The organism is Pseudomonas amygdali, assembly GCF_002699855.1.
Classification (GTDB): domain Bacteria; phylum Pseudomonadota; class Gammaproteobacteria; order Pseudomonadales; family Pseudomonadaceae; genus Aquipseudomonas; species Aquipseudomonas amygdali.
In genome coordinates, this window is record NZ_LKBW01000301.1 from 1 (window position 1) to 26,311 (window position 26,311).

Annotated in this window: 20 protein-coding genes and 2 pseudogenes; 12 read left to right on the top strand and 10 right to left on the bottom strand. The window is 58.4% G+C overall.

Features of this window, described 5'->3' with window-relative positions; all coding sequences use genetic code 11:
• Positions 1-435: 435 nt before the first annotated feature.
• The 3 genes from fabB to AO277_RS23855 all read right to left on the bottom strand — a co-directional run bounded on the left by fabB (position 436) and on the right by AO277_RS23855 (position 4,344).
• Positions 436-1,659: a beta-ketoacyl-ACP synthase I gene (gene fabB / locus AO277_RS23845; protein WP_002552988.1), complete on the bottom strand. Its 1,224-nt coding sequence runs from the start codon at positions 1,657-1,659 to the stop codon at positions 436-438.
• Between the two features lie 10 nt (positions 1,660-1,669).
• Positions 1,670-2,185: a 3-hydroxyacyl-[acyl-carrier-protein] dehydratase FabA gene (gene fabA / locus AO277_RS23850; RefSeq protein WP_002552989.1), complete on the bottom strand. Its 516-nt coding sequence runs from the start codon at positions 2,183-2,185 to the stop codon at positions 1,670-1,672.
• A 221-nt stretch (positions 2,186-2,406) separates the two neighbouring features.
• Entirely contained in the window at positions 2,407-4,344 is a 1,938-nt protein-coding gene (locus AO277_RS23855; RefSeq protein WP_044318943.1) for an ATP-binding protein, read from the bottom strand.
• 285 nt (positions 4,345-4,629) lie between these two features.
• Between AO277_RS23855 and AO277_RS23860 the strand changes: the two genes are divergently transcribed.
• From AO277_RS23860 to AO277_RS23900, 9 genes and pseudogenes are all read left to right on the top strand, one after another.
• Complete coding sequence (locus AO277_RS23860) at positions 4,630-5,655, top strand: NAD(P)H-dependent glycerol-3-phosphate dehydrogenase (protein ID WP_002552991.1); 1,026 nt, start codon at positions 4,630-4,632, stop codon at positions 5,653-5,655.
• 25 nt (positions 5,656-5,680) lie between these two features.
• Positions 5,681-6,025 carry a DUF4389 domain-containing protein gene (locus AO277_RS23865; protein ID WP_044318942.1) on the top strand — a complete coding sequence of 115 codons (345 nt, stop codon included), beginning with the start codon at positions 5,681-5,683 and terminating at the stop codon, positions 6,023-6,025.
• The gene (gene sixA, locus AO277_RS23870; RefSeq protein WP_004658919.1) at positions 6,022-6,477 is read left to right on the top strand and encodes a phosphohistidine phosphatase SixA; all 456 of its coding nucleotides are present in this window, start codon (positions 6,022-6,024) and stop codon (positions 6,475-6,477) included. Before AO277_RS23865 ends, sixA begins: the two co-directional genes overlap by 4 nt.
• A gap of 60 nt (positions 6,478-6,537) precedes the next feature.
• Positions 6,538-6,981, top strand: a complete 444-nt coding sequence (locus AO277_RS23875) for a hotdog fold thioesterase (protein WP_044318941.1) — start codon at positions 6,538-6,540, stop codon at positions 6,979-6,981.
• Between the two features lie 317 nt (positions 6,982-7,298).
• The gene (locus AO277_RS29315; protein WP_005732408.1) at positions 7,299-7,586 is read left to right on the top strand and encodes a hypothetical protein; all 288 of its coding nucleotides are present in this window, start codon (positions 7,299-7,301) and stop codon (positions 7,584-7,586) included.
• Positions 7,587-7,716: 130 nt separating this feature from the next.
• Positions 7,717-8,525 (top strand): annotated as a pseudogene (locus AO277_RS23885) (alpha/beta fold hydrolase).
• Positions 8,522-9,376, top strand: coding sequence for an alpha/beta fold hydrolase (locus tag AO277_RS23890; RefSeq protein WP_044318940.1), 855 nt, complete (start codon positions 8,522-8,524; stop codon positions 9,374-9,376). Before AO277_RS23885 ends, AO277_RS23890 begins: the two are co-directional and overlap by 4 nt.
• A gap of 139 nt (positions 9,377-9,515) precedes the next feature.
• Positions 9,516-10,334 carry a DUF4892 domain-containing protein gene (locus tag AO277_RS23895; protein ID WP_180273461.1) on the top strand — a complete coding sequence of 273 codons (819 nt, stop codon included), beginning with the start codon at positions 9,516-9,518 and terminating at the stop codon, positions 10,332-10,334.
• 91 nt (positions 10,335-10,425) lie between these two features.
• On the top strand, positions 10,426-11,475 hold the full coding sequence (locus AO277_RS23900; RefSeq protein WP_004664709.1) for an AI-2E family transporter: 1,050 nt from the start codon (positions 10,426-10,428) through the stop codon (positions 11,473-11,475).
• 45 nt (positions 11,476-11,520) lie between these two features.
• Here the strand turns inward: AO277_RS23900 and xopAW are convergent, their stop codons facing one another.
• The 3 genes from xopAW to AO277_RS23915 all read right to left on the bottom strand — a co-directional run bounded on the left by xopAW (position 11,521) and on the right by AO277_RS23915 (position 14,166).
• Positions 11,521-12,279, bottom strand: a complete 759-nt coding sequence (gene xopAW / locus AO277_RS23905; protein WP_044318938.1) for a XopAW family type III secretion system calcium-binding effector — start codon at positions 12,277-12,279, stop codon at positions 11,521-11,523.
• Between the two features lie 115 nt (positions 12,280-12,394).
• Positions 12,395-13,420: a sensor histidine kinase gene (locus AO277_RS23910; protein WP_044318937.1), complete on the bottom strand. Its 1,026-nt coding sequence runs from the start codon at positions 13,418-13,420 to the stop codon at positions 12,395-12,397.
• A complete protein-coding gene (locus tag AO277_RS23915) occupies positions 13,417-14,166 on the bottom strand; it encodes a response regulator (RefSeq protein WP_031594902.1) in 750 nt (249 codons plus the stop codon). The genes AO277_RS23910 and AO277_RS23915 overlap by 4 nt, the downstream gene beginning before the upstream one ends.
• Before the next feature lie 365 nt (positions 14,167-14,531).
• Here AO277_RS23915 and AO277_RS23920 point away from each other — a divergent pair, with 365 nt between their 5' ends.
• The 3 genes and pseudogenes from AO277_RS23920 to AO277_RS23930 all read left to right on the top strand — a co-directional run bounded on the left by AO277_RS23920 (position 14,532) and on the right by AO277_RS23930 (position 20,721).
• A complete protein-coding gene (locus AO277_RS23920; protein WP_044318936.1) occupies positions 14,532-16,583 on the top strand; it encodes a hypothetical protein in 2,052 nt (683 codons plus the stop codon).
• Between the two features lie 318 nt (positions 16,584-16,901).
• A pseudogene (locus AO277_RS23925) lies at positions 16,902-19,099 on the top strand (autotransporter outer membrane beta-barrel domain-containing protein).
• 89 nt (positions 19,100-19,188) lie between these two features.
• On the top strand, positions 19,189-20,721 hold the full coding sequence (locus tag AO277_RS23930) for a hypothetical protein (protein WP_044318935.1): 1,533 nt from the start codon (positions 19,189-19,191) through the stop codon (positions 20,719-20,721).
• A gap of 41 nt (positions 20,722-20,762) precedes the next feature.
• Here AO277_RS23930 and AO277_RS23935 read toward each other — a convergent pair whose 3' ends face one another.
• From AO277_RS23935 to AO277_RS23950, 4 genes are all read right to left on the bottom strand, one after another.
• Positions 20,763-21,878, bottom strand: a complete 1,116-nt coding sequence (locus AO277_RS23935; RefSeq protein ID WP_044318934.1) for a fimbrial protein — start codon at positions 21,876-21,878, stop codon at positions 20,763-20,765.
• Between the two features lie 47 nt (positions 21,879-21,925).
• Positions 21,926-24,442 carry a fimbria/pilus outer membrane usher protein gene (locus AO277_RS23940; RefSeq protein WP_044318933.1) on the bottom strand — a complete coding sequence of 839 codons (2,517 nt, stop codon included), beginning with the start codon at positions 24,440-24,442 and terminating at the stop codon, positions 21,926-21,928.
• A 36-nt stretch (positions 24,443-24,478) separates the two neighbouring features.
• Positions 24,479-25,225: a fimbrial biogenesis chaperone gene (locus AO277_RS23945; protein WP_031594897.1), complete on the bottom strand. Its 747-nt coding sequence runs from the start codon at positions 25,223-25,225 to the stop codon at positions 24,479-24,481.
• A 107-nt stretch (positions 25,226-25,332) separates the two neighbouring features.
• Positions 25,333-25,887 carry a fimbrial protein gene (locus tag AO277_RS23950; protein ID WP_031594896.1) on the bottom strand — a complete coding sequence of 185 codons (555 nt, stop codon included), beginning with the start codon at positions 25,885-25,887 and terminating at the stop codon, positions 25,333-25,335.
• Positions 25,888-26,311: the final 424 nt, after the last annotated feature.

Below are 26,311 nucleotides of genomic sequence, written 5' to 3' on the forward strand. Positions count from 1 at the left end.
GAGCGTGAGGAGCGAGAGGTGTTCTGAAGATCCATCGTTCCTGCAGATATAGCGAAGAACACTATCGTGCCCATGCTCTGCGTGGGCATGCCGGTCTGGACGCTCTGCGTCCTCTTGCGACGCAGAGCGTCGTGAACTGCATTCCCACGCTGGAGCGTGAGAAACGAGCGGTGTTCTGAAGATCCATCGTTCCTGCAGGCACACCGCAGAGCATCATCGTGCCCATGCTCCGCGTGGGCATGCCGGTCTGGACGCTCTGCGTCCTCTCGCGACGCAGAGCGTCGTGAACTGCATTCCCGCGCTGGAGCGTGAGAAACGATAGGTGTTCTGCAGATCCATCGTTCCTGCAGGCATACCGGAGAACAACAGCCACTTTGGCCTATTCACAAAAAAGGCGCCTCGAAAGGCGCCTTTTTTGTTATTGCCAGGGCAGTATTACTTGCCCGCCCAGCGCTTCAACACCAGCGTAGCGTTGGTGCCACCGAAACCGAAGCTGTTGCTCATGACCAGGTCAAGCTTCGCATCTTCACGCGTCTTGAGCAGGATCGGCATGTCGGCAACTACCGGGTCCAGTTCGTCGATGTTCGCCGAGCCTGCGATGAAGTTGTTTTCCATCATCAGCAGGCAATAGATCGCTTCGTGAACACCGGCGGCACCCAGCGAGTGGCCCGACAGGCTCTTGGTGGAGCTGATCGCCGGAGCTTTGGCGCCGAATACTTCGCGCACGCCTTCCATTTCCTTGGCGTCGCCGACCGGAGTCGAGGTGCCGTGGGTGTTGATGTAGTCAATGTCGCCGGAGTTGATATCACCCAGGGCCATCTGCATGCAGCGAATTGCACCTTCGCCGCTTGGCGCAACCATGTCGTAGCCGTCGGATGTAGCACCGTAGCCGACGATTTCGGCATAGATTTTCGCGCCGCGTGCCAGAGCGTGTTCCAGCTCTTCGACAACGACCATGCCGCCGCCACCGGCAATGACGAAACCGTCACGCTTGGCGTCGTAAGCGCGGGAGGCTTTTTCCGGCGTCTCGTTGTACTGAGTTGACAGTGCGCCCATTGCGTCGAACAGGAACGACTGGCTCCAGTGCTCTTCTTCGCCGCCACCGGCAAAGACGATGTCCTGTTTGCCCAGCTGGATCTGCTCGACAGCGTTGCCGATGCAGTGAGCGCTGGTGGCGCAGGCGGACGAAATGGAGTAGTTCACGCCCTTGATCTTGAACGGCGTGGCCAGGCAGGCCGAAACGGTGCTGCCCATGGTCCGCGTGACACGGTAAGGGCCGACGCGCTTGACGCCTTTTTCGCGCAGGGTATCCAGCGCTTCCATCTGGTTCAGGGTCGATGCGCCGCCGCTGCCAGCGATCAGGCCGGTACGCACGTTGGAAACCTGTTCCTCGGTAAGACCCGAATCGGTGATTGCGTCTTTCATCGCCAGGTAGGCATAAGCTGCCGCATGACCGACGAAGCGAAAGATCTTGCGATCGATCAGTTCTTCCAGATTCAGGTCGATGGAGCCGGAAACCTGGCTGCGCAGACCCATTTCGGCATATTCCGGGTTGAAGCGGATGCCAGGGCGGTTAGCACGCAGGTTAGCGGTGACGGTCTCTTTGTCATTGCCCAAGCAGGAAACAATACCCAGACCAGTGATAACGACGCGGCGCATGCGAGTACCCTTAGAAATTTTCAGTGGAAGTAAACACGCCGACCCGAAGGCCTTCGGCGGTATAGATTTCACGACCGTCGACACTCACTGAGCCGTCGGCGATGGCCAGGTTCAGTTTGCCTTTCAGGACGCGCTTGATATGAATGTTGTAGGTGACTTTTTTGGCGGTAGGCAGCACCTGACCGAAAAACTTCACCTCGCCCGAACCCAGGGCGCGGCCACGGCCGGGGTTACCCTGCCAGCCAAGATAGAAACCAACCAGTTGCCACATGGCGTCAAGGCCCAGGCATCCTGGCATCACCGGATCACCTTCAAAGTGGCAGGCAAAAAACCACAGGTCCGGGTTGATATCCAGTTCGGCGACCAATTCACCCTTGCTGAACTTGCCACCTTCGTCGCTGATGTGTGTGATGCGATCAACCATCAGCATGTTGGGGGCGGGCAGTTGCGCATTACCTGGGCCGAACAGCTCGCCACGACTGCAGCGCAGCAGGTCTTCCCGGGTAAAGGCGTGTTGTTTGGTCATGCGAGCTCCTCAATAATCTCGTGCGGCAGGTTGTGGCGTCACTGGCTAGAACGCTGGTCCTGTCGTACCAATTCGCCAGGACCCTGTCCGGCAGCCTACTCATAGACTGTTGCGTTGTAATGAAAGTCACAGCTCAGGTGGAAATCAAGGTACACCTGTTCACTGAATTTTGTCATTCAGCCGATTTTGCTGGCTGATTTGCGTGCCAAGACTGCCGCAATTTAACATTTATCGCCAGTCACAGGTGCGTCAAAGGGCAGCCAGCGGTGTAAAACCTGCTGTAAATCAGCGTGTTTGAAAGGTTTAGCCAGGTAATCATCCATACCTGCCTGTAAACACGCGTCCCGATCACCCTGCAGTGCATTGGCAGTGAGGGCAATGATTGGGATTCGTTCCAGACCGGAAAGTTGCCTGATTCTACGTGTGGCTTCATAGCCGTCCATGACCGGCAGTCGGCAATCCATGAGGATCAGTGCGTGGTTTCCCGCGCTTGCCTTCATCACCGCTTCGGCGCCATCCACCGCCACGTCGACTTCGCAACCCAGATTACGCAACATGGCCTGCACCACGGTGCGGTTCACCGGGTTGTCCTCGACCAGCAATATGCTGCGCTCCTTGCCATGTGCATCGAGTACCGACAGCGGCTTGGCGATATCCACTGAAACATCGCGTGAAACGGGCAGCGGGATTTGCAGCGTGAAAACAGAACCCGAACCCTCCTGGCTCTCGGCACGCAATGTGCCGCCCATGCGTTCGGCAAGGGTACGGGCAATCGGCAGTCCCAACCCCGTGCCGCCGTAGCGCCTGGAAATCGAGCTGTCGGCCTGTTTGAACGCATCGAACATCGACTCCACTCGCTCGGCGTCGATACCAATGCCGCTGTCATGCACTGCACAGGTAAAGTGCAGTTGGTCATTGTCGAGCATCGCCCATTGGGCGACAACGCTGACCTTGCCTTGCTCGGTAAATTTAAGTGCGTTGCCGATCAGATTCACCAGGATCTGCCTGATACGGGTCGGGTCGCCTGTGACGGTCACTGTTTCCAGCCCGGGCTGAATGTGCAGTTCCAGTAGCAGCTTGCGTTGCAGTGCGCTGTGGTTGAACGCATGGGTCGAGGCACTGACCAGTTCGGCCAGATTGAACGCTATGCCTTCCATTTGCAGGGCATCGCGTTCAATGCGGGAAAAATCGAGAATGTCGTTGATGACCCGTAGCAGATGCTCGGTTGACTCGGTCGCCAGCGTCGCATACTCGCTTTGCTCAGCGGTCATGCGCGTGGTTTCCATCAGTTGCAGCATGCCCAGTACGCCGTTCATGGGGGTTCGCAACTCGTGACTCATCATTGCCAGAAAATCCGACTTGGCGCGGTTGGCCTGTTCGGCTTCCTCACGTGTCTGGATCAATTGCGCCACCGAGCGCTGCTGTTCAAGGCTGGTGCGGTGCAGGTTCTCTGCCAGATTGTTGATGTGCCGCGCCAGAGCGCCTAACTCGGCATCGTCGCTGACCGGCAGGGGCACATGGTAGTCGCCCTGCTGAATCGCCTTGAGAGCTTCGCCCATTTCCTTGACGGGTCTTGACAGGCTCAAGGCCAGGCCGCGGGCCAGCAAAAAAGCGAACAGCAACGCGCCCAGCGCCAGAACACCGGCCTTGAGCAATATTTCCTGTTGCCGTCGACTGAAGGCTTCATTGGACATCCCGACCAATACTCGTCCCAGATAGCTCTGCGACGTATTTTCAGGTGCCTGGCGATTGCCTTTGGGCGACGTGGCGGGGTGACTGTTAGCCTTTGCGCGCTGTGGGTAGACAGAGGCCTGGAATATTTCCATCTGCCGTGCCAACTGCTCGTTTTCGCGGGGCTGATCTATATAGATCATGGCCGTATTGGAGCTGTCCTGAATCTCTACATAGCGAACGCTGGGCATGGACAGGGTGGCGCGCATCAACGCCTTCAACCCGTCGATATCGCCTGTCGCCACACCCGGTTCGACGGCCATGGCCAATTGATTGGCGATGAGCTGCCCGGTGTGATTGAGCTCCTGACGCAAGTCCTGAATACGCACGAAGGTGAAAAAGCTGATCAGCAGAGCCGTCAACAACAGGGCAGGGCCCAGGCTGATGATCTGAGTGCGGGTATTGATATCCCAGTGCCGAAATTTCATCGGCTGCGTGCCTTGCGCGCAATGCTTTGCGCTGGTGACTCGATTGATGCGTCCATGCCTGTTCGCCCGTTGGTCGCGACCCGGTCCGGCTGTGCAGCGCAGTGCCGGGTGTCTCGATAATTCATGCTGTGCACGCATGTTAACCGAGATAGCGCGCGTTTCCAGCGAACTTGTTGTCGCATGCCGCCCTGCATGCTCGACAGATCAGCTTTGTTGCTGGCCGATACCGCGGCGCTCCGTATAATGCTGGCATCGCCACTTGAATGGCTCTGGATGGATAGTTTTATGACCACACAGCAACCAGTCGCGGTTCTTGGTGGTGGCAGCTTCGGCACTGCCATTGCAAATCTGCTGGCCGAGAACGGCCATCAGGTTCTCCAGTGGATGCGTGATCCGGAGCAGGCGCAGGCGATTCGCGTCAACCGTGAGAACCCCCGTTACCTCAAGGGCATCAAGGTTCGGCCCGAAGTCGAGCCGGTAACCGACATCACCGCCACGCTTGAGGCCTGCGAGCTGATTTTCGTCGCTCTGCCTTCAAGCGCACTGCGCGCGGTACTCTCGCCCCATGTCGAGCGCCTGAACGGCAAGATGCTGGTCAGCCTGACCAAAGGTATTGAAGCGCAGAGCTTCAAATTGATGAGCCAGATCCTCGAAGAGATCGTTCCCCAGGCGCGTATCGGCGTATTGTCCGGGCCCAACCTGGCCCGGGAGATCGCCGAGCATGCGTTGACCGCCACCGTGGTTGCCAGCGAAGACGAGGCGCTGTGTCAGCAGGTCCAGGCCGCGCTGCATGGTCGTACTTTTCGGGTCTATGCCAGCAACGACCGGTTTGGTGTAGAGCTGGGTGGGGCATTGAAGAACGTCTACGCAATTATCGCTGGCATGGCCGTAGCGCTGGACATGGGCGAAAACACCAAGAGCATGCTGATCACCCGGGCGCTGGCCGAAATGACCCGTTTTGCGGTCAGTCAGGGTGCCAACCCGATGACCTTTCTCGGCCTGGCCGGGGTGGGCGATCTGATCGTCACCTGTTCCTCACCCAAAAGTCGCAATTATCAGGTCGGGTTTGCGCTGGGCCAGGGGCTGACGCTGGAGGAGGCGGTCACTCGTCTGGGCGAAGTAGCCGAGGGCGTGAACACGCTCAAGGTGCTCAAGGTCAAAGCGCAGGAGGTTCAGGTCTATATGCCATTGGTCGCCGGGCTGCATGCGATTCTTTTTGAAGGCCGTACGCTCAGTCAGGTCATCGAGGCGTTGATGCGTGCCGAGCCCAAGACGGACGTCGATTTCATTTCGATTACCGGCTTTAATTGAACTCATTCCGATCAGGGAGAACGTCTTGAACGAGTCGAAAATCCAGCATAACGAATCGATCCTGCTGCACATTCTATGGATGCTGCTGTTTCTGGGTGTATGGCACGTTGCACAGATCATTCTGGCGGGCGTAGTGCTGGTGCAATTGGTTTATCGCCTTATCTATGGCGCACCGAATGGCGGCCTGATGAATTTCGGCGACAGTGTCAGCCAGGACCTGGCCCAGATTGGTCGTTTCGGGACGTTTCACAGCGACCATAAGCCCTGGCCCTTCGCCGACTGGCCAGCGCCGCGCGCCCCTGAAGGCGAGGCGGCTCATCATGTTCCGCCAGCGCCGCATCCGGTGCGTGACGAAGAGCCAAAACTGTGAAGGTCTGGGTATTGCGTCACGGCGAAGCGCAGTCGCGGGCGCGCAGTGATGCCGAACGCGAGCTTACGGCACACGGGCGTGAAGAAGTGCTCAAAAGTGCAGTGCACCTGAGTGACAAGTCGGTGCAGCGGATCATCGCCAGCCCCTATGTTCGTGCACAGCAGACTGCCGAGCTGGTACGTCAGTCGCTGGGGTTCAATGACCCGGTCGTGACGGTGCCCTGGCTGACGCCGGACAGCAGCCCGCGTGAGGTGTTGCTCCAGCTGGACAAGCTGGGCGTCGATGAAGTGCTGCTGGTCAGTCATCAACCCTTGGTGGGCGAATTGATCGGCGTGCTGGCTCACGGCAGTCCGCAGCAGGCCGAGCCTATGAGTACCGCCAGTCTGGCCGAGCTGGAAGGCGAGTTCGTGCTGGCTGGCGCAATGCAGCTCAACAGCGTTCGACACGTTTGAAACGGTCTGTTCGAGTAATGAACCACCGCGAACGCGGCCCACTTTGAAAAAGGATTTAACATGAGTGTATGGCGTCAGGCTCCTGATATCGAAGCCCTTATAGCGGCTCAGAAAAACACTATTGGCGAGGTGCTGGATATCCGCTTCGAATCGTTCACGGACGATTCCCTGACGGCCAGCATGGTCGTCGATCAGCGTACCCATCAGCCTTTCGGGCTGCTGCATGGCGGTGCATCCGTGGTGCTGGCCGAGTCTCTGGGGTCGATGGCCAGCTACCTGATTGGCGACCCGAGCAAGTATTTCTGCGTCGGGCTCGAGGTCAACGCCAACCATCTGCGCGGCGTGCGTACCGGACGTGTAACCGGTGTTGTACGTCCCGTGCACATCGGCCGCACCACCCATGTATGGGACATCCGCATCAGCACCGAAGAAGGCAAGCTCAGCTGCATATCGCGTCTGACCGTGGCGGTTGTGCCACATGGCCAGGAGCCACCAATCAGTTGAGTGTTTTCAGCTATTAAGAACGGTTTTTCAGGTCTGGATTGAGCGTTGTAGTCAGGCGGCGTTTCTCTTAGTGTCTGGGTGTTCCCTGGAGGGAACATTCATTCCCAGGAGGATTGATAATGACTGAAGAAAAGGCAGTGCCGCCCGGAGAAACTCCTCCGGCTGAAAGCTCGCTTGCTCCTGAACTACCACCTTTGCCCGACAAACCGTCTGTGTCTGCAAACCAAACGCCTACAGGAACTTCACTGCCCGCTGCAGCTTCGCCGTCTCCCGAAAAACTCCCGCTCCCACTCCCAGAGTTGAACCTGGAAAAGCGCTTGAAGCAGGTTTATGCGGATCAGATCATGACGTCTGCCGAGTTCATGGCACTGCGCGATGATGCGGACGTGCTGTTCGACAAGCTGAAGGTCCAGTTTCCCGACAATGGTGCCCTCGCGCTGTTCCAGCCTTTGTCGGATGTTGCGGTACAAGCCATGCAGCTCGGTATTCTGGAGTTCAAGAAAGGCAAACCCTCCGCTGAAGCCAAGGCTCTCGCCAAGCAGTCGTTTGGTTTCCAGGTTGCGTACATCAAAGCTTGCCTGGACCGTTTCACTCAGGCGCTGTAGGCATTCACGTGGCTCCGGCCATTATGATGGTGATGGCCGGAGTGCCATCTGCGATGGCAGTTCCAGTCATTGCTGTTGCTTGAAGCGGCTGCGCACAATTGCGACTCGTACGGCCTCTGGAAGTATCGGTATGTCGCAACCCGTGTTCTTCGCTCACGCCAACGGTTTTCCATCGGCTACCTATGGAAAGCTGTTCTGCGCGTTGGCACCGGAATATGCCGTCACTCACCTCGATCAGCATGCTCACGACCCTCGCTTCCCGGTGGATGACAACTGGCTGAACCTGGTCGATGAGCTATCCATCATCTGCGTGAGCAGCCCGGCCCTGTATGGGGTGTGGGGCACTCGCTGGGTGGGGTTCTGCACCTGCATGCCGCGCTGCGCTGTCCGCAACTTTATCTTGGCGTGGTGATGCTGGATTCGCCGGTGCTGGGCCTGGCTGATCAGTTGTTCATCCGCGCAGCCAAACGCCTGGGTTTCATTGACCGCATCACGCCAGCGGGCCGCACACTGGGACGTCGCGAGGCATTTGCCGATCTGGACGCAGCCCGCGCCTACTTTGCCAGCAAGACCCTGTTTCGCCGTTTCGATCCATACTGCCTGACCGCTTACCTTGAACACGGTCTGCAGCAGGATGGCGAGCAACTTCGTCTGCGCTTTGACCCGGCGACGGAAATCAGTATTTACCGCAGCATTCCTCACACCAGCCCAGTACCGTCGCGGCAGCTCAAGGTACCGCTGGCCATGGTGCTTGGCCAACACAGCCGGGTGATCATGCCTCATCATGGTTACCTTGCCCGACGCATGCGCGAAGGCGAATACCTGTCCATGCCCGGAGGGCATATGTTTCCACTTGAACGACCGGATGAAACGGCGTTGCTGCTCAAGACGCTGTTTGCTCGCTGGAACGCCCGCAGCGCCTCCAGGGCCAGTGCATGACGCTTGCGGTGGAGGAAGTGCGCCTGAGCCTGGGGCATATCGAGCTGGCGGCTCATCTGTACGGCCCCAAGGACGGTCAGCCGGTTATCGCGCTGCACGGCTGGCTCGACAACGCCAACAGTTTCGCCCGGCTCGCACCACGTCTTGAGGGGCTACAGGTCGTGGCGCTGGACCTGGCGGGGCACGGTCATTCTGATCACCGACCGGCAGGCTCGTCCTATACACTGGCTGATAATGCATTCGACGTGCTGCGCGTCGCCGAGCAACTTGGCTGGCAGCGCTTTGCCCTGTTGGGGCACTCGCTGGGCGCGATCATCTCTGTGTTGCTGGCAAGCTCGCTACCCGAGCGGGTCACGCTCCTGGCGCTGATCGACGGTCTGCTGCCATTGACGGGCAAGGCCGAATCCGCCGCCGAGCGAATGGGGGCCGCCATGCAGGCGCAACTCGAACTGGCGAACAAGAAAAAACCGGTTTATCAGGATCAGGAACGAGCCATTCAGGCACGAATGAAAGGCGTGGTGGCGGTCAGTCGCGAGGCGGCTGAGCTGCTGGCTCAGCGGGGTTTGATGCCGGTGCCGGGCGGTTACACCTGGCGCAGCGACAGCCGCCTGACCTTACCCTCCGCAATACGCTTCACGGATCAACAGGCCATGGCATTCGTTCACGGCATTCGTTGCCCGACGCAATTGGTGGTTGCCTCCGATGGCATGCTGGCGCAAAGGCAGGAGCTGCTGTCAGCGCTACCCTTTGACGTCGAACGGCTGGCCGGCGGGCATCATTTGCACCTGAACGATGAGCAGGGAGCACGTTCTGTTGCACACTGTATCAATCGCTTTTTCGCTGCTTCTTGACTTGAGACCGGCAACTGCCGACGCTGAGCGGGTTGAAACAGGAGTCAACCGTGATGGATCAATCCGCAGCCTCTCGCGACCGCCTTGTCGGCGATCTTTTTTATTCTCGCCCCCTGCTTGCCTGCCGATGAGAGCACTCATGCGTTTATCAAGTGTTCCCGTTGCGGCGTTGTGCATGTCGCTGTGCAGCGCTGTCCTTTTCGCTGCCGATGCGCCGGGCAGTCGTGATCTGGAGATTTTGCCCCGTCTGACCGATACCGAAATCGTAGACTATCGTCCTGCCGCCGAGCTTGAGCGTGTCTATCCGATGGGCTCGATCCGCAAGATCAGCGGTCAGTTGCGTTTCGACGGCCAGATCAGTGCACGCGGCACTCTGACGTCGGTTACCTATCAACTGCCTGCCGAACATGCATCCGACGACGCCTTTACCGCCGCTCGTGAAGCCTTGCAGCAGCAGGGTGCAGAATTGCTGTTCTGGTGTCAGGCGCGTGATTGCGGAGAAAGCAGTCTGTGGGCCAACGAGGTGTTCGGCAATGCCAAGCTGTATGGCGCGGACGACCGGCAGGCCTACCTGCTGTTGCGTCTGGCCGAGCCCCGGAGCGAAACCCTCGTCGCGCTATACAGCATCACACGCGGCAACCGTAGGGCTTACTTGCATGTCGAGCAGTTTGAATCCGCCGCGCCGCTGGGCGAACTGCTGCCAACCTCGGCCACGTTGCTGCGCCAACTGAAAAGCACGGGCAAGCTGGTACTGCCCAAGCTGGGTGGCGAGCCACAGGAAGCCTGGGTCACGCTGATTTCCCGTGGTCTGAATCTGGACAGCACGCTGCGCGCAACCGTCTCCGGCCCGAGTGCAAGTGCATGGCGCGACGCTCTGGTGGCCAAGGGCGTGCGCGCTGCGCGTCTGGAAGCGGGCGCTGCCGATAGCCAGGGGCTGGTGATCGAGGTCATCCGCTAACCCTGATGCGTAAGGTTATGGCGAACAATGGCTGACGTCAGCCTTGTTCAGCCTTATGCTCGTGACCTCCGAGCCTATTCGTGGATGCCGCATGTTCAACAATGATCGTTTACTGGTGCAGATTCTGCTGCTCGCGCTATTCGGTGCCTGCCTCTGGGTGATGGCACCTTTCTGGTCGGCACTGATCTGGGGCGCGGTGCTGGCGTTTGCCAGCTGGCCGCTGATGCGTTTGCTGACCCGCTGGTTCAAGGGCCGTGAGTCGTTGGCCGCGCTGGTGATGTGCCTGTGCTGGATGCTGCTGGTCGCGGCGCCGCTGGTATGGCTGGGCTTCAATCTCGCCGACCATGTGCGTGACGCTACAGGCCTGATCAAGGATATTCAGGTCGACGGCTTGCCCGATCCACCGCAATGGCTGGCGGGTATTCCGCTGGTGGGCGAACGACTGGTAGCGCTGTGGACCACCATCGATCAGCAAGGCGCGGCGTTCATGGCGACGCTCAAACCGCATCTGGGTCAGGTCGGTAACTGGGTGCTGGCACGCAGTGCGCAGATTGGCAGCGGGATTCTGGAACTGACCCTGAGCATCGTCTTCGCCTTCTTCTTTTACAGGGACGGTCCGCGCCTGGCCGCATTCGTGCTCAGCCTGCTGGAGCGTCTGATCGGTGATCGCGCCCAGTATTATCTGGATCTGGTCGCGGGTACGGTACAGCGTGTCGTCAACGGGGTGATCGGCACGGCAGCGGCCCAGGCGGTACTGGCGCTGATCGGCTTCCTGATCGCGGGCATTCCCGGCGCGTTGGTGCTGGGTATTCTGACTTTTCTGTTCAGTCTGATTCCGATGGGCCCGCCCCTGGTCTGGCTGCCTGCCACTGCCTGGCTGGTCTGGCAGGGCGAGTACGGCATGGCGATATTTCTGGGCATCTGGGGGATGTTCATCATCAGTGGCGTGGACAACGTGCTCAAGCCATACCTGATCAGCAGGGGCGGCAATCTGCCGCTGGTGATTGTCTTGTTGGGTGTGTTCGGCGGATTGCTGGCGTTCGGCTTCATCGGCCTGTTCATCGGCCCGACGCTGCTGGCAGTCGCTTACAGCCTGCTGACAGACTGGGTCGGCAGCGAGCGTGCCCGCAGCAGCCGCTGACGGCGAAAGTTTCCGCCGCACCAGGACGGGCGGCGGAGCCTCGCTTTACGCAGCGGTGTTCAGGTACTTACCGACTGGCTTACTGCTCTGGGTGTCATATTTTTCGCTGAGTGCGGCGATCATCTTGTTCAAGGCCTGAGTCGCAATCTGGTTGGTGTTGCCCTGATCAATGGTGTTGTCACTCTGTTTCAACGCGGCCGACAACTCGGAGGCGCTGATACTGTCGTTGCTATCGCTGTCGAGGGTACTGAACAGGCTGGCGCCGTCAGTGCTGCCGGAGGTGCTCATTTGCGCAGGCGGCATACCGGCAGGAGGCTGTTGCGGTTGCATACCGGCGACCAGCTCTTCAAGGCTGACTGTGCCGTCTTCGTCAGTGTCCAGTGCATCGAACACCTGGTTGCTGTTCGCCGTGCTGCCCGCATTGCTCAGGCCGGTGGTCAGCTCGTCGCTGCTGATCGCGCCATCGCCATCGCTGTCCAGCGAGCCGAACAGGTCTTCTGCCTGCTCATCGACCGACTGCATGGGTGGCGGCGGTGGCGGTGTCATGGCGGCCAGCTCATCGGCATCCAGGCTGTCATCGTCATTGCTGTCCAGATCGCTGAACGCCTTGCTCAGGCTGACAGTAATGCCGTCCTTGCTGTTCGACGACAAGGCCGAGCTCAGCTCATCCTTGCCGATGCTGCCGTCGCCATCGGTGTCCAGTTTTGCCAGCAACTCTTCCTGAAACTTCTTGCTGTTGGTGCTGGCGGTGGCACTGGTCGAGCTGGTGTAGCTGGAAAAGCTGCTGCTGATCCCGTTGATCATGAGTCTCACTCCCCTGAGATAAATGTGTCCGGTAGCGGTGTACCGGCTTTTGCAGCCTCGGGGCGTCAGTTGTCCTGGAGATTTAAGCTTTGTACGCGGTGTGATACAGAATGTGTCAGAGGCGCGGCAGATTCAGTATCGCGGTCAGGCCGCCACCCGGTGTTTGCGCAAGCGTCAGCTCGCCGCCGATTCTTCGCGCAGCCTCACGGGCGATGCTCATGCCCATGCCGATACCGCCGGAGTTGCGGTTGCGCGAACCTTCCAGGCGATAGAACGGCTCAAACACCGCTTCGTGAAATTCAGGGGCAATGCCCGGTCCGTGATCAACGACCGATATGCGTACACGTTCAGCGCTGTCCTCGATCACGATATCGACGCTACCGGCATAGCGAAGCGCGTTGTCGACCAGGTTCTGCAGGCACGAGCGTAGTGCCATCGGTTGTGTTCTGAGCGGCTTGCACTGGCCTTGGTACTGCACATCGTCGCCATTGTCCTGCGCATTCTCGGCATGGGATTCGATCAGCGCCTGCAGGTCGAACTGCTGCAACGCTTCGCTGCGCCGATGTTCATTGAGGTAGGCAAGCGTGGCGTCGAGCATGCTGATCATGTCGTTGAGGTCCTGAGTCATCTGGCCATGCAGCCTTGGCTCTTCGATCTGTTCAACACGCAGCTTGAGCCGCGAAAGGGGAGTGCGCAGGTCATGGGATACCGCAGCCAGCATGCGCCCGCGCTGCTGCATCTGTTCGCGGATCTTGCGCTGCATCAGGTTGAAGGTCTGTGCGGCCTGGCGTGCTTCCTGCGGGCCGCTTATTTCAAGGGGCGGGCTGTCCAGGTCTTCACTGAGGCGCTCGGCGGCCTCGCTCAGGCGCTGTACCGGGCGGCTCAGTGCCTTGGCGCCATACCATGCGGCAACGATGAGGGTGACGAACTGAAAGAACAGCAGCACCAGCGGGCCACCCGGTGGCGGTCGATGACGTCGCCCTTGATCATCCTGCGAATGCTGCGCGTCGGGGCGGTCATCAGGTGGAGGGCGCATGCCGTATTGGGTGAACCAGATGAAGGCTAATAAATGCGCCAGCAGAATAGCCAACAGCGCGCCCCCGAAAAGGCGTGCAAACAGCGTGTCGAACCGACGGATCAACCCAGCTCCCTGGCATCGAACAAATAGCCTTCACCGCGCACAGTCTTGATCAACTGCGGGTTCTTCGGATCGTCGCCGAGCTTCTGACGCAAACGCGAGACCAGCAAATCGATGCTGCGGTCGAACGCCTCGATCGATCGGCCTCGGGCGGCGTCCAGCAACTGTTCACGGCTAAGCACCCGGTGCGGCCGTTCGAGAAATACGCGCAGCAGACGGAACTCGGCGTTGGACAACGGCACCACCAGACCGTCGGCAGCTGTCAATTGACGCAGCACGCTGTTCAGCCGCCAGGCGTCAAAGCGAATGGTGGTGCGCTGATCGCTGCGTTCGTCGCGTACCCGGCGCAGAATGGTCTGAATACGCGCGACCAGCTCGCGCGGCTCGAACGGCTTGGCCATGTAATCGTCGGCACCCAGTTCCAGACCAATGATCCGGTCAGTCGGTTCGCAGCGGGCGGTCAGCATGAGGATCGGTATGTCCGAGGTACTGCGCAGCCAGCGGCACAGCGACAGGCCGTCTTCACCGGGGAGCATCAGGTCGAGCACCACCACGTCGAAGGTTTCCTCGGTCAATGCCTGACGCATTTGCGTGCCATCGGTGACGCCACGCGCGTTGATATTGAAGCGCGTCAGGTAATCGCAGAGCAGTTCGCGAATGGCCACATCGTCATCGACAATCAGCGCGCGAACGCTCCAGCGCTGATCGGTCGATGTGGCATCCAGGGGGGTGTCGGGAAGTGCTTGCATAGTGCTTCTGTCGCCTGCGTGTGCCGCCGTTGTCTGGCCGCTGTTGAAGATCAACGCTGCTCCTCATGCTACTTCGCCGGGAGTTGCGGCGGAAGGGTGACGTGATCGAATGTCGGGGGCATTTCAGAAATGTATCCGGCCTGATACAAAAAACTGTCGAACGTGCTTTCCGGCTCGGCCCTGCTACTGGTAGTTCTGACAGTATCCCGTCTCCGGTAACTGCCGTTTAATCAGCTGGAGCACAGGCCCGGATGGCCTGTGGTCTGAAAGAGAAGCGCTCATCGAGAGAGCTTTTCACCCATCAATCCGCCGCAGGGCTCCTGTGAAGGGAGGGGGCGGCAATCGGTAGCAAAGGAGTGCTGATTATGGTCGGTTCGAAAACAACACTGACACCTGAACAAAGCAAGGCGGCGCGCATCGCGTACCGGCTGGCGCGCAGTCAGCGCGGTATGGACCTCAAGGCAGACCTCGCAGTGGCGCAAGTGGCCAACATCGTGGACCCGACGGACGGGACGTTGAACAAGGACGTTTTGCTCGGTACGTCGCTGGACGTTACTCTCGCACAGTGGGCACAGTTGGTCACTGACGATGGCGAATCCGATACCTTTTTCATCGATTGGGCAGTGGGTGAAGTACCGGCTGACGACGGATTCGTGGAAGTGTTCACAGATAAGGTCACTGCGCCAGTGGCCGTTGGCACCTTTCCGAAGTCGATCAACATTCCGCTGGCCACTCTTTCGCCTGGATTCCCCAAACCGGCAGACGGTGTTTACAGTCTTCGCTATCGGATCAGGCAGCCGAACGACCAGGAGACTATCAGCCCGCTGCTCAAGCTGATCGTCGATACCACGCCGCCCGGCGGGCATGTTGAGCCCGGGCAGATGAGTCTGAACACAGATCAGTTGACCCAGGCGTTTCTGGATGACAATCCGGGCGGTATTGTCGGCACGTTGCCTGACTACGACGACTGGAAACCCGGCGACAAGGTAGCGTTCTATTGGGTTGGCACTCCGTTTCCCGACGAGCCCGCAGATCTGCCGGCTCCTGTCGATGTCGTTGACGTGGCCAGCGCGACGGGTAATAAGGTGACATTCCCGGTTGATATAATTGGCGACTCCAAGGATGAGGCCTACTACGTCGCTTACTTTCTGGTGGACAAAGCGACCAACCGCAGTCCGCTTTCCAACTACAAGCGCATAGAAGTAGCGTTGGGTCTGCTGCCCGACAATCTGAAGGACCCGCTGGTGCCACTGGCGTTGCCTCCGGATAATCTGATCAACCTGCCTGACGCACGAATGGGCGTCGAGGTGCTGATCGAGTCGTTCGATAACTGGAAGCCTACCGATCGTATCGAGGTTACCTGGGGCACAGCAGTACTGCGGCCTGAGGAAATGGGCGACGTCCCGCAGTTTCCGTTTTCGGTCAGGGTTCCTGATCCGGTGTTTCGTGATCAGTACGTTCAAGCGACTGGCGGTGATCAGCCGACTACAGTGAGTTATCGAGTTCTGCGTGGCGTTGTTCCGTCCGAAGTGAAAAGCATCAGTGTCAATGTCAATTTCTCCACTATCGGGCCTGATCCCGTTCCCGTTCCTGATCCTGACTGGCCTGATCCAATCAACGATCAGTTGTTACCGGCCGAGGTCTACGGCGAAGTTTCCAACGAGCTCAATGTCCTGAAGCCGTCGGACGATAAGAAGGATGCCAGTGTCAGATTCAAACTTTATGACCCACTTCTACCGGACGAAGTTGTAGATTTCTACTGGGGCGCAAGCCATGTGCCTGAGGTGCAATACACCGTGGCAGTCACTGATGCGGCCGGAGACGAGCGCGAGGTCAAAATACCCTGGAGTTATATCGAATCTGAAGGTAATCGCCCTGATTTGCCGGTTCATTACAGCATTCGTGCCGCCGACTCAGAGAATACGCAACAATCGCCGGATACGCGGGTCGGCGTGAATGCTGTGGTCATCATTCCCGATGCCCCGGTTTTTGAAGGCACCAGTACAAGCGGCTGGCTGAATTGCAACTCGCTCTATAAGAATCCTGCCAATCCATCCTCAGGAGAGCCGGGTGTACGGGTGGTCGTTCCTGATCTTTCGAACTATCTGGCGGCAGGCGATACCGTCACTCTGTACTGGAACGCTTTCCCGTCGGCTCCAGACGATACGCCTATTTCAGGTACCGAAAAGACCGAAGATATTGTGTTGGGGGTCGATTATCCAGTCACGGGCTTTACCTGGCTGGTCACGCCATACGCGACACACATTCTGCCCACTTATGACCCTAGTGGTCATGGCACAAACGGGCGCGGGAAGATCAAGTATTCGTTCATTCTGAAGGGCTCCACCGTTACCTCACTGGAAACCACTGCCAAGGTGGGTATGTACGATGCAAATGGATCGTGTCCTATCGTGTAGGGGTCTTTAAAGACGGATCACAGGCAGAAGCCTGCGATCCTCTGTGCGCCGTGTTTTCAGTTATTACGCCGGTCCAGGTTGCTCCCAAACAGTTTAATGAAGCTGTGCGTATGGGGGCATTTTGCCTACGCTTACCGGCACCTCCCCGTAAATTAACGATTGGCAGAGCCTCAATACCAGAGCCTCCCTACATTTACATAGGAAACGTCCTACAGAGCATTCAGTTTGATCCCCGTAGTCTTCCGGCCTCTTTCTCGTGGCCGAGTTCGGGCAAGGACCACGGGGTTCAACGCCGCTTCATTCAGGTAATACATCATAATGAATGCTCTATTCGCGCTGCTTCCGCTCTCACGAACACTAAAGATCATGGCGTTTCTCTCCCCCTTCCTGTCCAGCAGTCCTGTCTTTGCGCAAACCTCTGTCAATGGCCCCGCGACCATTGATGCCACGACCCCGCTGGACAGCTATCGGGTGGGCAGCAATGGGGTGCTGACCGCCAATGGCGCGACCACCCTGCAAATATCTACAGTCACCGGCGCGCAGTTGATACTCAATGGCAGTCAGGTCAGCGCGGCTACCGGCACAGCAGTCTCGTTGACCGGGGCAAATGCCTTGATTACCGGAAGCCAGCTGACGGGTGGCGCGGATGGTATGGGGATGGGCAATAACACTGCGCAACTGGTTGGCTCCACGGCAACGGTCATCGGCAGTACCATCACGGCAACCAATCGTGGCGTGAATGCTGGCTCGCTCGCCAATCTGACACTGGAGCGCAGCGCAGTAACGGCCACGGGTACCAACGGCAGAGGCGTGGAGATGTTTGACTCCACGGTGAAGGCGTCCGACAGTACCATCACCGGGCAGCAATATGGCATCCGGATGCGCGCCGACCCCGGCGTGCCTTCGAGCAATCTATTGACCCTGGAAGGGACCCGGGTCGAAGGTGTCACGGATTCGGCACTGATTGTCGGAACGCCCACCGGGGCGCCTGCCACTGCCACTATTTTCGTCAAAAATGGCTCCACGCTGACCGGCGGCAACGGCAAGATACTGGAGCTGATCAACGGTTCTACAGCCAACATGACCGTCGACAACAGTCAATTGCTGGGCGATATATCCGCTGACGCAGGCAGTACTGCCGGTCTGGTATTACAAAACAATGCAACCCTGACCGGACGTCTGCAGAACGTCGCCAGTTTTTCGCTCGCCAGCGGGGGGGGCAGTGGACGATGGTCGAAAAAAGCCAGGTGGGTAACGTGTCCATGAATGGCGGGTCGGTCAGGTTTGGTGACGCGGCCTCGTTTTACACCTTGTCACTTGCAAGCCTGTCAGGGAGCGGCACGTTCATGATGGACGTGGATTTCGGCGGCGCGGCCACAGACTTTCTGGATATCACCGGCAATGCAACCGGCAGCCATTCCTTGCTTATCGGCAGCACCGGTACCGATCCTCTCAGTGACACCTCTCTGCACGTAGTACATGCCGCAGCCGGCGATGCCAGTTTTTCCCTGGCAGGCGGTGCCGTGGATCTGGGCGCCTGGTCCTATGACCTGATCAAGCATGGCGCAAACGACTGGTATCTGGACACCGCAACCCGGACCATCAGCCCGGCCGCACAGACCGTCATGGCGTTGTTCAATACGGCGCCGACGGTCTGGTATGGGGAGTTGAGCACGTTGCGTTCGCGCATGGGTGAGTTGCGCATGGACCAGGCCCGTTCCGGCGGCTGGATGCGTACCTACGGCAACAAATTCAATGTCGCCGACGCCTCGGGCTTCGGATATCAGCAGGTTCAGAGCGGTGTTGCTCTTGGCGCAGATGGCAAGCTGCCTATGGGGTCGGGGCAATGGCTGGCGGGTTTCATGATCGGGCAGAGCACGTCCGACCTTAGTCTGGATCACGGTGCCAGTGGCAAGGTCGACAGCTACTCGCTGGGCGCTTACAGCACATGGCTGGACAGCGAGAGTGGCTACTACATCGATGGCGTGATCAAACTCAATCAGTTCAAAAACAAAGGCAGAGTCAATCTCAGCGATGGTTCCCGCACGCGCGGCAACTACGACAATCTGGGGGTTGGCGCGTCGCTGGAGCTGGGTCGGCACATCAAACTGAACAACGGTTATTTTCTTGAACCCTATACCCAACTGGCGGGCCTGGTCGTTCAGGGTAAGGACTATGCACTGGATAACGGTATGCATGCTGAAAGTGACCGCAGCCGGTCGCTGCTCGGCAAGATCGGTACGACGGCGGGGAGCAGTTTCGATCTGGGCCAGGGACGTACGCTGCAACCTTACGTGCGGGTTGCCGTGGCTCACGAATTCGTCAACAGGAACGAAGTCAGGGTCAACGACAACATGTTCAATAACGACCTCTCTGGTTCCCGTGGCGAATTGGGTGCGGGCGTTTCGGTGTCGCTGTCTGACAACCTGCAGCTGCATGTTGATTTCGATTACAGCAACAGCGATGCCATCGAACAGCCGTGGGGTGCCAGTGCAGGCTTGCGTTACAGCTGGTAGCGACAGTGAAGCGACTGGCGCTGATGCGCCAACGGTCCTATCACTTGTGCCAGTATCCGCAAAAAAAAACAGGGTGTTAACTGACGGGCATGGCGGTCGGCAAACGGGTCGGCCACCGCTTTCTCGTGCTGGAGGCCCGGCTCATGTCTGTCATTTCAAAGTGGATCGAACGGATCAGAATCCTTTTCTGGCCGGCTTCATGGCGCAAGAGCGTGCTGCTTGCGCCGCCCTTGATCGCCGAACTCCTCCCTGACGTACCCGGCGGCGAACCCAATCTGCTTCCCAGCAGTGCCTGGCTCGTGCCGTTGCGGGTCGATTTTCCCATGTGGCAAAACTCCGAGCCCAGCCTGGACTACCCTGAGTATCTGCGCGTGTACTGGAATGACGAGCTGCTGGACGAGAAGGTCTGGACCGGACCTGTACAGCCTGTCGATCTGTTCATCATGATCGCGCAGCAACGCCTTGGCGAAGGCCGGCATCGACTCCGTTATAGCGTCGAGACCGCGAACCAGATGCTGACTGAATCCGAAACACTGGCCTTTGTCATTGATAAAACGGCACCGATATTCGAAGACGAAGGTGCGCTGATTTTTCCGCAGGAAATCGTCAGCGACGGTCTCACCGCGGCCTGGCTGAACACTCATGACGACACCGTGCTGGCCGAAGTGCCCGCGTATTTTTCGCCGAGCCCCGGGGATCTCGTTATCTGGTACTGGAGCAGTACGCCGACGGGATCGGAGCACACCGGAACCCTGCCGCTTGAAGAGTCCGATATCGGTAGCACGATCAATATTGCCTTCGACAGGCAACTGATTCTCGAGAGCGGCGACGGCATGCGTTATGTGTCCTACAGGCTGAAGGATCGCTCGGGGAATGCCGGGCCCCGTGCGCTGGCTGTTTCGCTGCTGGTGTGCGCTCAGCCAGTACCCCGTGTGCTGCCACCCCCTCGGGTTCAGAAGGCCACAGGCCGGCCAAGCGCCAGTACGCTCGATCCGGTAGATGCTTATCGGGGCGCAGTGGTATCGATACCTGAGAATGCCGTGATTGCTCCCGGTGACACCGTCCGCGTTCAGTGGGCCGAGCCCGGTAGTGTGGGTTCCTTTCTTACGGAGGTAGCAGACTCGAGGCTGTTCAACGTGCCTTCCACTCAGATTGCCCAGCATTTCGGCAAGGCGATCCCGGTGTACTACGAGGTGTTCGAAAATAGCGCCGACCCACCTTATCTTTCGGACCGGCATACTCTGACTATTCTGGGGATGACAGGCTTTCCAGTCGTGCAGTGTGACAAGGTCTCCGGAGCGATTCTGAGCCTGCAGGACATTGCCGAGGGAGGCTACGCACAGTTCACGCTCGACAGTTGGTCATTCATGGGCACTGACCAGTTCATCACCATTGATGTGCGTGGTGTCAGCGGTGCTGATAAAGAGTTGTTGATCGTTAACGTTCTGGATGAATACCCGGTGCCGCGGGTGGCCGATAGAATCGACGCCGGTGTTATCAGCAAAACGGATTTGAAGGCATTTAATCTCGGCACTCAGCTGGATGTCCGGGTGCGTGTGAGTTTCGACCAGACGCTCTCCTGGCAGTCTTTCCCTTCGCTCAGACCAACGTTGTACCCCTGAGGAGGTCATGGACCGCCAGGTTGGCAGTCCACGGCGCATTGCTACTTGTAGGTCATCGTGAAGCTAAGGGCCCCTTTGGCCTTGCCCGGCCGGATCGCGCTGCTGGCCTGTGTCTGGTAGAAGCGGGCGTAAAAGTTCAGCACAACGTTACCGGGTGTGATCACCATCATTGGCACTTCGGTCTGCAGCTCCATGGGCGTGACTCCATCACCTTTGAGAATCTGAATCCCCATGCCCTTGGCGTCCGAGTCGCTGGTCAGGGTGAAAACCCCGCTGCCGACAGGGCCCTCGGGAACCGAGCCTTCGACACCATCGAGCTGGATATGCGCCGTTGCCACGAAGCCTGCGTCCATGTAGGTCTCGCAGTTACTCAACGCAATACTGAAGGGCACCGCCGGTGTGGTGAAGCCGGGACCGGTGAAGTCCGCGCTGTCCCACTCACCCAACTGCACCGGGTCGGCACTGACCGGATCTGCACCAACGCTGCACTGTGCCTGAAGTATCGTGCCGGTTAGCCCGTACTTCATGATCCTGCCAAGCGTTGTCACGCTTCCGGAGAACAGTTCGCTGCCATTGAGCACATTGGGTCCGGAGGGGATCGGTCCGGTCTTGACCAGCGTTACATAGTTGTGCAAATGAACCAAAGGCAGGCTCGTGAGCATTTTCTGGTGGTCGTTGAGGCCGATGAACGGAACGGAGGCGCTTCCTCGTACTGGCGTGAAGCAATTGCTGCAGTTCCTGTCATACGGATACCCCAGTCTTATCCGCACTCCGACGCCCGGAATATTGGTTTGCAGTATCTTGCCTGTGAGGTCTTCCCCGTTTATCGGCTCCAGCGTGCCAGGAAATATCGGAACCGTAGCCGTTGCATTGAATTCCAGAAGAGCCGTGCCGTCATTTCTGCAGGCCGCCTCCAGACCTGCCTTGTCTGGCGTGGCGTGAAGCATATCGATGCTGCCGATAAAGGTGCCCACTGCGGCGTCTTTCGGGACGTAGAGCGTGCCGATGTCGCGCCGGTAATCTTTTATTCCCGGTGGGGAAATCCAATAGCAATCGTTGCTCGGTATGTCATCCGGTACGTCGGAATAAGCCGCAGCACTATAGCTGGTCCCCAACAGGATCAGACTGGGGAGCAGGGCGTTCAATGCAAAGTTCATGGGGGGATTCCTGAAATAACAATGTCGCGGATGGCTCAGACCTGATGTCACTGGGCACACGTCATGTCTTGCATTCGGTAGCCCTTGGCCAGAGGCATGCTGGCGGGGTCTATGTGCAGATGACACTGAGGGTCGCTTTTCTCACCCCAACGGACATCGAGGGTTTGTGCCTGCATGCCGGTGGACAGCAAAATCTGCCCGCCCTGACCTGCGATGCCCAGAATGTTGCCCTGCGCATCGCTCACCTGGGCACCGAATGGCAACGGTTTGCCACCGTCAGTAGTTGCATTGATGATCAGGCGTGTCACCGTGCGCGCAGCGAAAGTGGTCTTGATCACGGCACCCCTGGCAGGTACTACTTGAGTACTGGCGTTATCGATTTCCACCTCGGGCCCCAGTCGGTCGGTTTGCAAGGTGATCGGGTTATGGCGGTAGGGACGTAGATAGGGCATCAATGCGTAGCCGCGACTATTGGTCCTGACACCGGTAGCGTTCTGTATGCCAACGCCGGGTGTATCGGGTACTTCGATCAGGGCGATGGTGTCGCCCAGATTCGGGCCGAACTCGATGCCGTCCGCATGCAGCAACAGGGCACCACTGGCGTTGACTGATGCACTTCGATAATCATTGCCTTGGGTCACACCGGCGCCGAGGCTGGCGAAGGGCGCCTGATAGCCGGCCGCGAGGCCTGCACTTTGCTGCTTGCCGTCATCGTTGCTCAGACTGGCGTGATAGTTGACGCGGTTTTCATAGAGGCTGCCGCTCAGGCTGCCCCGTTGACTGTGGCGATTGGAGCTGCTTTGCAGGTCGAATGTGGCATTGCTCGAATGGCCGGTGTCGAGGGGCATCGAGATGCTCAGGCCGAACTGCCGGTCGTTGCCGCGGCTACTACTGGCTGCGCTCAGTGACTGTGAGGCGTAGAAGTTATAGGTGATCCCGGCACGATGGGTGTTGAAATTGAATTGAAATTGTCGCTGTTCGATATCGCTGCCCCAGTAATCCTGTTGCGACAGCGTCAGACCAACGCTGCTGCGTAAGCCGATTCTCTGATGAACCAAAGCTTCCAGGCGGCTTCGGCGGCTGCCTGTGAACGTAGCGTCGTTGCTGCGCTGACTGACGGCTTCGTCGAAATCCCGATAGCCTTCGGTGGAGTAGCGATAACCTGCGAAGCGCAGATTGGTCTGGGTAGTGAACGCCTTGCCATACTTGATGGCGTAACTCATGCCTTGCGCGCTGGACTGACCGGGTTGGTCGATGCTGGCGCTTGACCGGGTCACATCGAATGCCATCGCCCCCAGCGTGCCCATGTCCCGTGACACGCCCAGTGCAGCGGCGTGGTAGAAGTCGCTGGTTATAAGTCCGCCATAAAGTGTCGAGTTCCAGCCTGTTCCAACGGCCAGCGTGCCTTGCCACAGCCAGGGATGCTCGGTGGCGTAGGCACCGTTGAAGCGGCCCAGGGCTGCGCTGTATTTCCAGGCGCCTTCGCGCAACAGGTTACTCATGGTCGAGTAAGTTTGGGTAAAGCGCCGTACCTGACCATCGGCCTCGGTCAGCACGATCTCCAGTTCGCCGCTGCCCGCCGTATTCAGGTCATCTATTTCATAGGGGCCGGCACTGACATATGTGGAGTAGATCGGGTATCCGTTGCGCAGCACTTCCAGTTTGGCCCTGCTTTGCGCAACGCCACGAATCACCGGTGCGTAACCCTGCAGGAAAACGGGGAGCATCTCCTGATCGGTTTTGATCAACCCGCCCTTGATCGGCACGCTCCGGAAGACATCGCCGCCGGTGTAGGTTTCACCCAGGGTCAGGTTAGCGTGCGTGCCGGGCAGGTCGCGCTGTGCATAGGCATAGGCTCTGGTCCACTCGCGATTTCCCTGTGCATCCTGACGCACGCTTTGATTGCTGCGCAATCGCCATGATCCCAGGTTGATACCGGTGTTGAGGTACAGGTCTGCGCTGCTGCTGGTGCCTGTCTCCCTGTGGGTCGTCTGTTGCGCCGAGGTCTGGTAATTGATGAAGGCGGCGTTGATGCCGTAATCCCAAAGCGCCGGGTCCACTCGCCCGTTGGCATCGCGGCGCATGGCGATCTGCGGTATCGAGATCGACAGTTGCAGTCTGCCCCCGTCCAGTACGACCCTGGCGTCCGGAATCAGTTGCCCCAGCGCGACACAGGCGACTTGCAATAAGGCCGGGTCGGCCAGACTGCCGAGACGTACGCCGATCTGCTCCAGCAACTCCGGCGACAGGCAGGGTAGCAGGCCGTTGCCTTGTGGGTCGGCATCGAAACGGATCTGACGTTGGCCGAAATAGCGCATATTGACGTGGATTTCTACCCAATGCTCGCCTGGCCCGAGGCTCTCGACAGCTGACAACTGGTTCAGCACGCTGGCCGCGGCCGCACTGTCATAGTTCTGGCCCTGACGCAGGAAGCCAGGCTGAAAATTGACGGCGGTTGCCGCTCTGGTCGGCTCCAGCACAACGGTAACGCTGCCGCACACAATCAGCACCTGCATAAAGCGCAGGCGCACTGGTATGAACCCGGAATCGGGTAATAGGGTCATGTTCAATGTCCTGGGATGAAGCGGGCTTGCGCTGTTTCAGTCAGTCAGCGTGGCCGTAGCTGTCAGCGGCTGGCTGTAGCCGCCGTAATCGTTGATCGCGGCAAACACCACCTGAAGGCCCGGTACCGCTTTCGTTTCGTTGAGCTTGTAATGGCGAGAGCTGAACGGGCCAAGCATGGCGACTTCACTGACCTTTTCAGTCCTGCCACCGCCGGAGACGTCGAGGCGAATGAACGACACATGAAAGGGCGTCGGATTCATGGCGGTCAGCTCTGCCTTGCCGGCAATCTGCCGGACCGACCATTGCAGGTCCTTGAGGCGGGCAGTGGGGTTGTCAGTCAGCAGAGCCGGGCGATAAAACAGTTTGATACGGGTACGCAGGGCAATATTCAGTACATTGCCTTGCGAAGAGTTGGCCTGAGGTATTTCCTGCACGTTGAAGTAGAACAATGATTCACGATCGGAGGGCAGGTCTTGGGGCAGGCCATTGATCTGTACGTGTTGTTCCTTGCCCGGATTAAGGCGAAAAAGTGGCGGCGAAGGTGCGAATGGAACGACGGTGACAGTGTCGTCTGCCTCCGTATTTACCCAGGTCTGTACCGCGAACGGCCGATCACTTGGGTTGGATATGACCACCGACGTACTGCGCTTGTCGCCATCGAATACTATGCGCGTTGCGTTGACGGTCAGTGCTGCCTGGCTGGCAGGTATATAGGCTGCGCACATAAATAATATCGTGCACCCCGCGAGGGCAGGTCTTTTAAAAGACTGTTGGCACATCATGAAAAGTTACCTTGTACGTTCAGATCCGAAACGGACCTGAACGTATTGAAGATGCTTCACGTGAAAAGACTATCGATCCTTACACAGTGAGCGAGTGGGTCGATGTATCAGTTAATCGCGACAACAAACTGGACATCCGCCGAGGCAGCACCGGCTTCAACTGTAGCTGCTGTCGAACGGTAGTAGGCGTTGAACACCATGTCGGTGACACCACCTTCGACCAGTGTGTAAGGCGCCGACGTGTCGCCTGGTTTGATCGAGACCCCGGTCTGGTCCTTGATGACAATCGCAACGCCCTTTGCCCCGTCGGCAGTAGGGGTGACGCCGAAGTAGTCGCCGCTGCTGTCCGCGTCACCGGTGAAGGTGACTTTGGCCGCATTCAAGTTACCACTCGCCAGGCCGCAGTTGCCGTTGTCATTGACGCGCAGGGCAAAGCTCTTGCCAGACAGTTCGTCACCGATGCGGGTGAAGCGACTGGCCTCGATAGAGCCCATGTTAACCAGGTTGCCGGTAGAGCCATCGCCCGGATTGACCACTTCGATAGGGCAGGTGGTGGAGGTTATCTTGCCTTCGAAACGGATGGTGCCGGAGTTGGCGGATGCGACAGTGCCGGTCAGTGTGGTCGCCAGAGCAAGGCCCAGTACAGATAGCATTTTATTCACGATAAAAACCTTATAAGTATTAACGTTACAAGAGTGGAAATGTAACTATTTATGGTGTCTTGAGAGACGGTTTGTGTTGTGCGTCATGACGGCGCGGGAGTTTACAGCAGGTGTGTTAGTTGCGAAGTCTCTGGCGGGCTTTGGTTAGTGGCGGGAGGTGTAGGATATTTCCTAAATTAGTGTCATACATTTAAAATCTTGAGTTTTTACGTTGTTCCGGGTTTTTCATGGGGCTGTGCTTGTCTATTCGGGCAGAGAATCCGAAGGGGCAAATGTAACGGTATGGAAATAGAGGCGTTGACTGAAATGCCGCCGACAGCGATGGGCTTTTTATCGGCGGCGGGAAGTTCGGTTCTCTCACCTGAACCGCCCCGGGTTTCTCGGAGACCCTTTTGTTTGAGTCATGCCACCTGGGCAGACTCGG

Excerpts from the sequence above, each read along its gene's own strand:
- AO277_RS23930 (WP_044318935.1), top strand. The coding sequence starts at position 19,189 with ATGGCGGTCGGCAAACGGGTCGGCCACCGCTTTCTCGTGCTGGAGGCC.
- AO277_RS23945 (WP_031594897.1), bottom strand. The coding sequence starts at position 25,225 with ATGATGTGCCAACAGTCTTTTAAAAGACCTGCCCTCGCGGGGTGCACG.
- fabA (WP_002552989.1), bottom strand. The coding sequence starts at position 2,185 with ATGACCAAACAACACGCCTTTACCCGGGAAGACCTGCTGCGCTGCAGT.
- AO277_RS23860 (WP_002552991.1), top strand. The coding sequence starts at position 4,630 with ATGACCACACAGCAACCAGTCGCGGTTCTTGGTGGTGGCAGCTTCGGC.
- AO277_RS23915 (WP_031594902.1), bottom strand. The coding sequence starts at position 14,166 with ATGCAAGCACTTCCCGACACCCCCCTGGATGCCACATCGACCGATCAG.
- AO277_RS23940 (WP_044318933.1), bottom strand. The coding sequence starts at position 24,442 with ATGACCCTATTACCCGATTCCGGGTTCATACCAGTGCGCCTGCGCTTT.
- xopAW (WP_044318938.1), bottom strand. The coding sequence starts at position 12,279 with ATGATCAACGGGATCAGCAGCAGCTTTTCCAGCTACACCAGCTCGACC.
- AO277_RS23875 (WP_044318941.1), top strand. The coding sequence starts at position 6,538 with ATGAGTGTATGGCGTCAGGCTCCTGATATCGAAGCCCTTATAGCGGCT.
- AO277_RS23895 (WP_180273461.1), top strand. The coding sequence starts at position 9,516 with ATGCGTTTATCAAGTGTTCCCGTTGCGGCGTTGTGCATGTCGCTGTGC.
- AO277_RS23890 (WP_044318940.1), top strand. The coding sequence starts at position 8,522 with ATGACGCTTGCGGTGGAGGAAGTGCGCCTGAGCCTGGGGCATATCGAG.
- AO277_RS23920 (WP_044318936.1), top strand. The coding sequence starts at position 14,532 with ATGGTCGGTTCGAAAACAACACTGACACCTGAACAAAGCAAGGCGGCG.
- fabB (WP_002552988.1), bottom strand. The coding sequence starts at position 1,659 with ATGCGCCGCGTCGTTATCACTGGTCTGGGTATTGTTTCCTGCTTGGGC.
- AO277_RS23935 (WP_044318934.1), bottom strand. The coding sequence starts at position 21,878 with ATGAACTTTGCATTGAACGCCCTGCTCCCCAGTCTGATCCTGTTGGGG.
- AO277_RS23855 (WP_044318943.1), bottom strand. The coding sequence starts at position 4,344 with ATGAAATTTCGGCACTGGGATATCAATACCCGCACTCAGATCATCAGC.
- AO277_RS23900 (WP_004664709.1), top strand. The coding sequence starts at position 10,426 with ATGTTCAACAATGATCGTTTACTGGTGCAGATTCTGCTGCTCGCGCTA.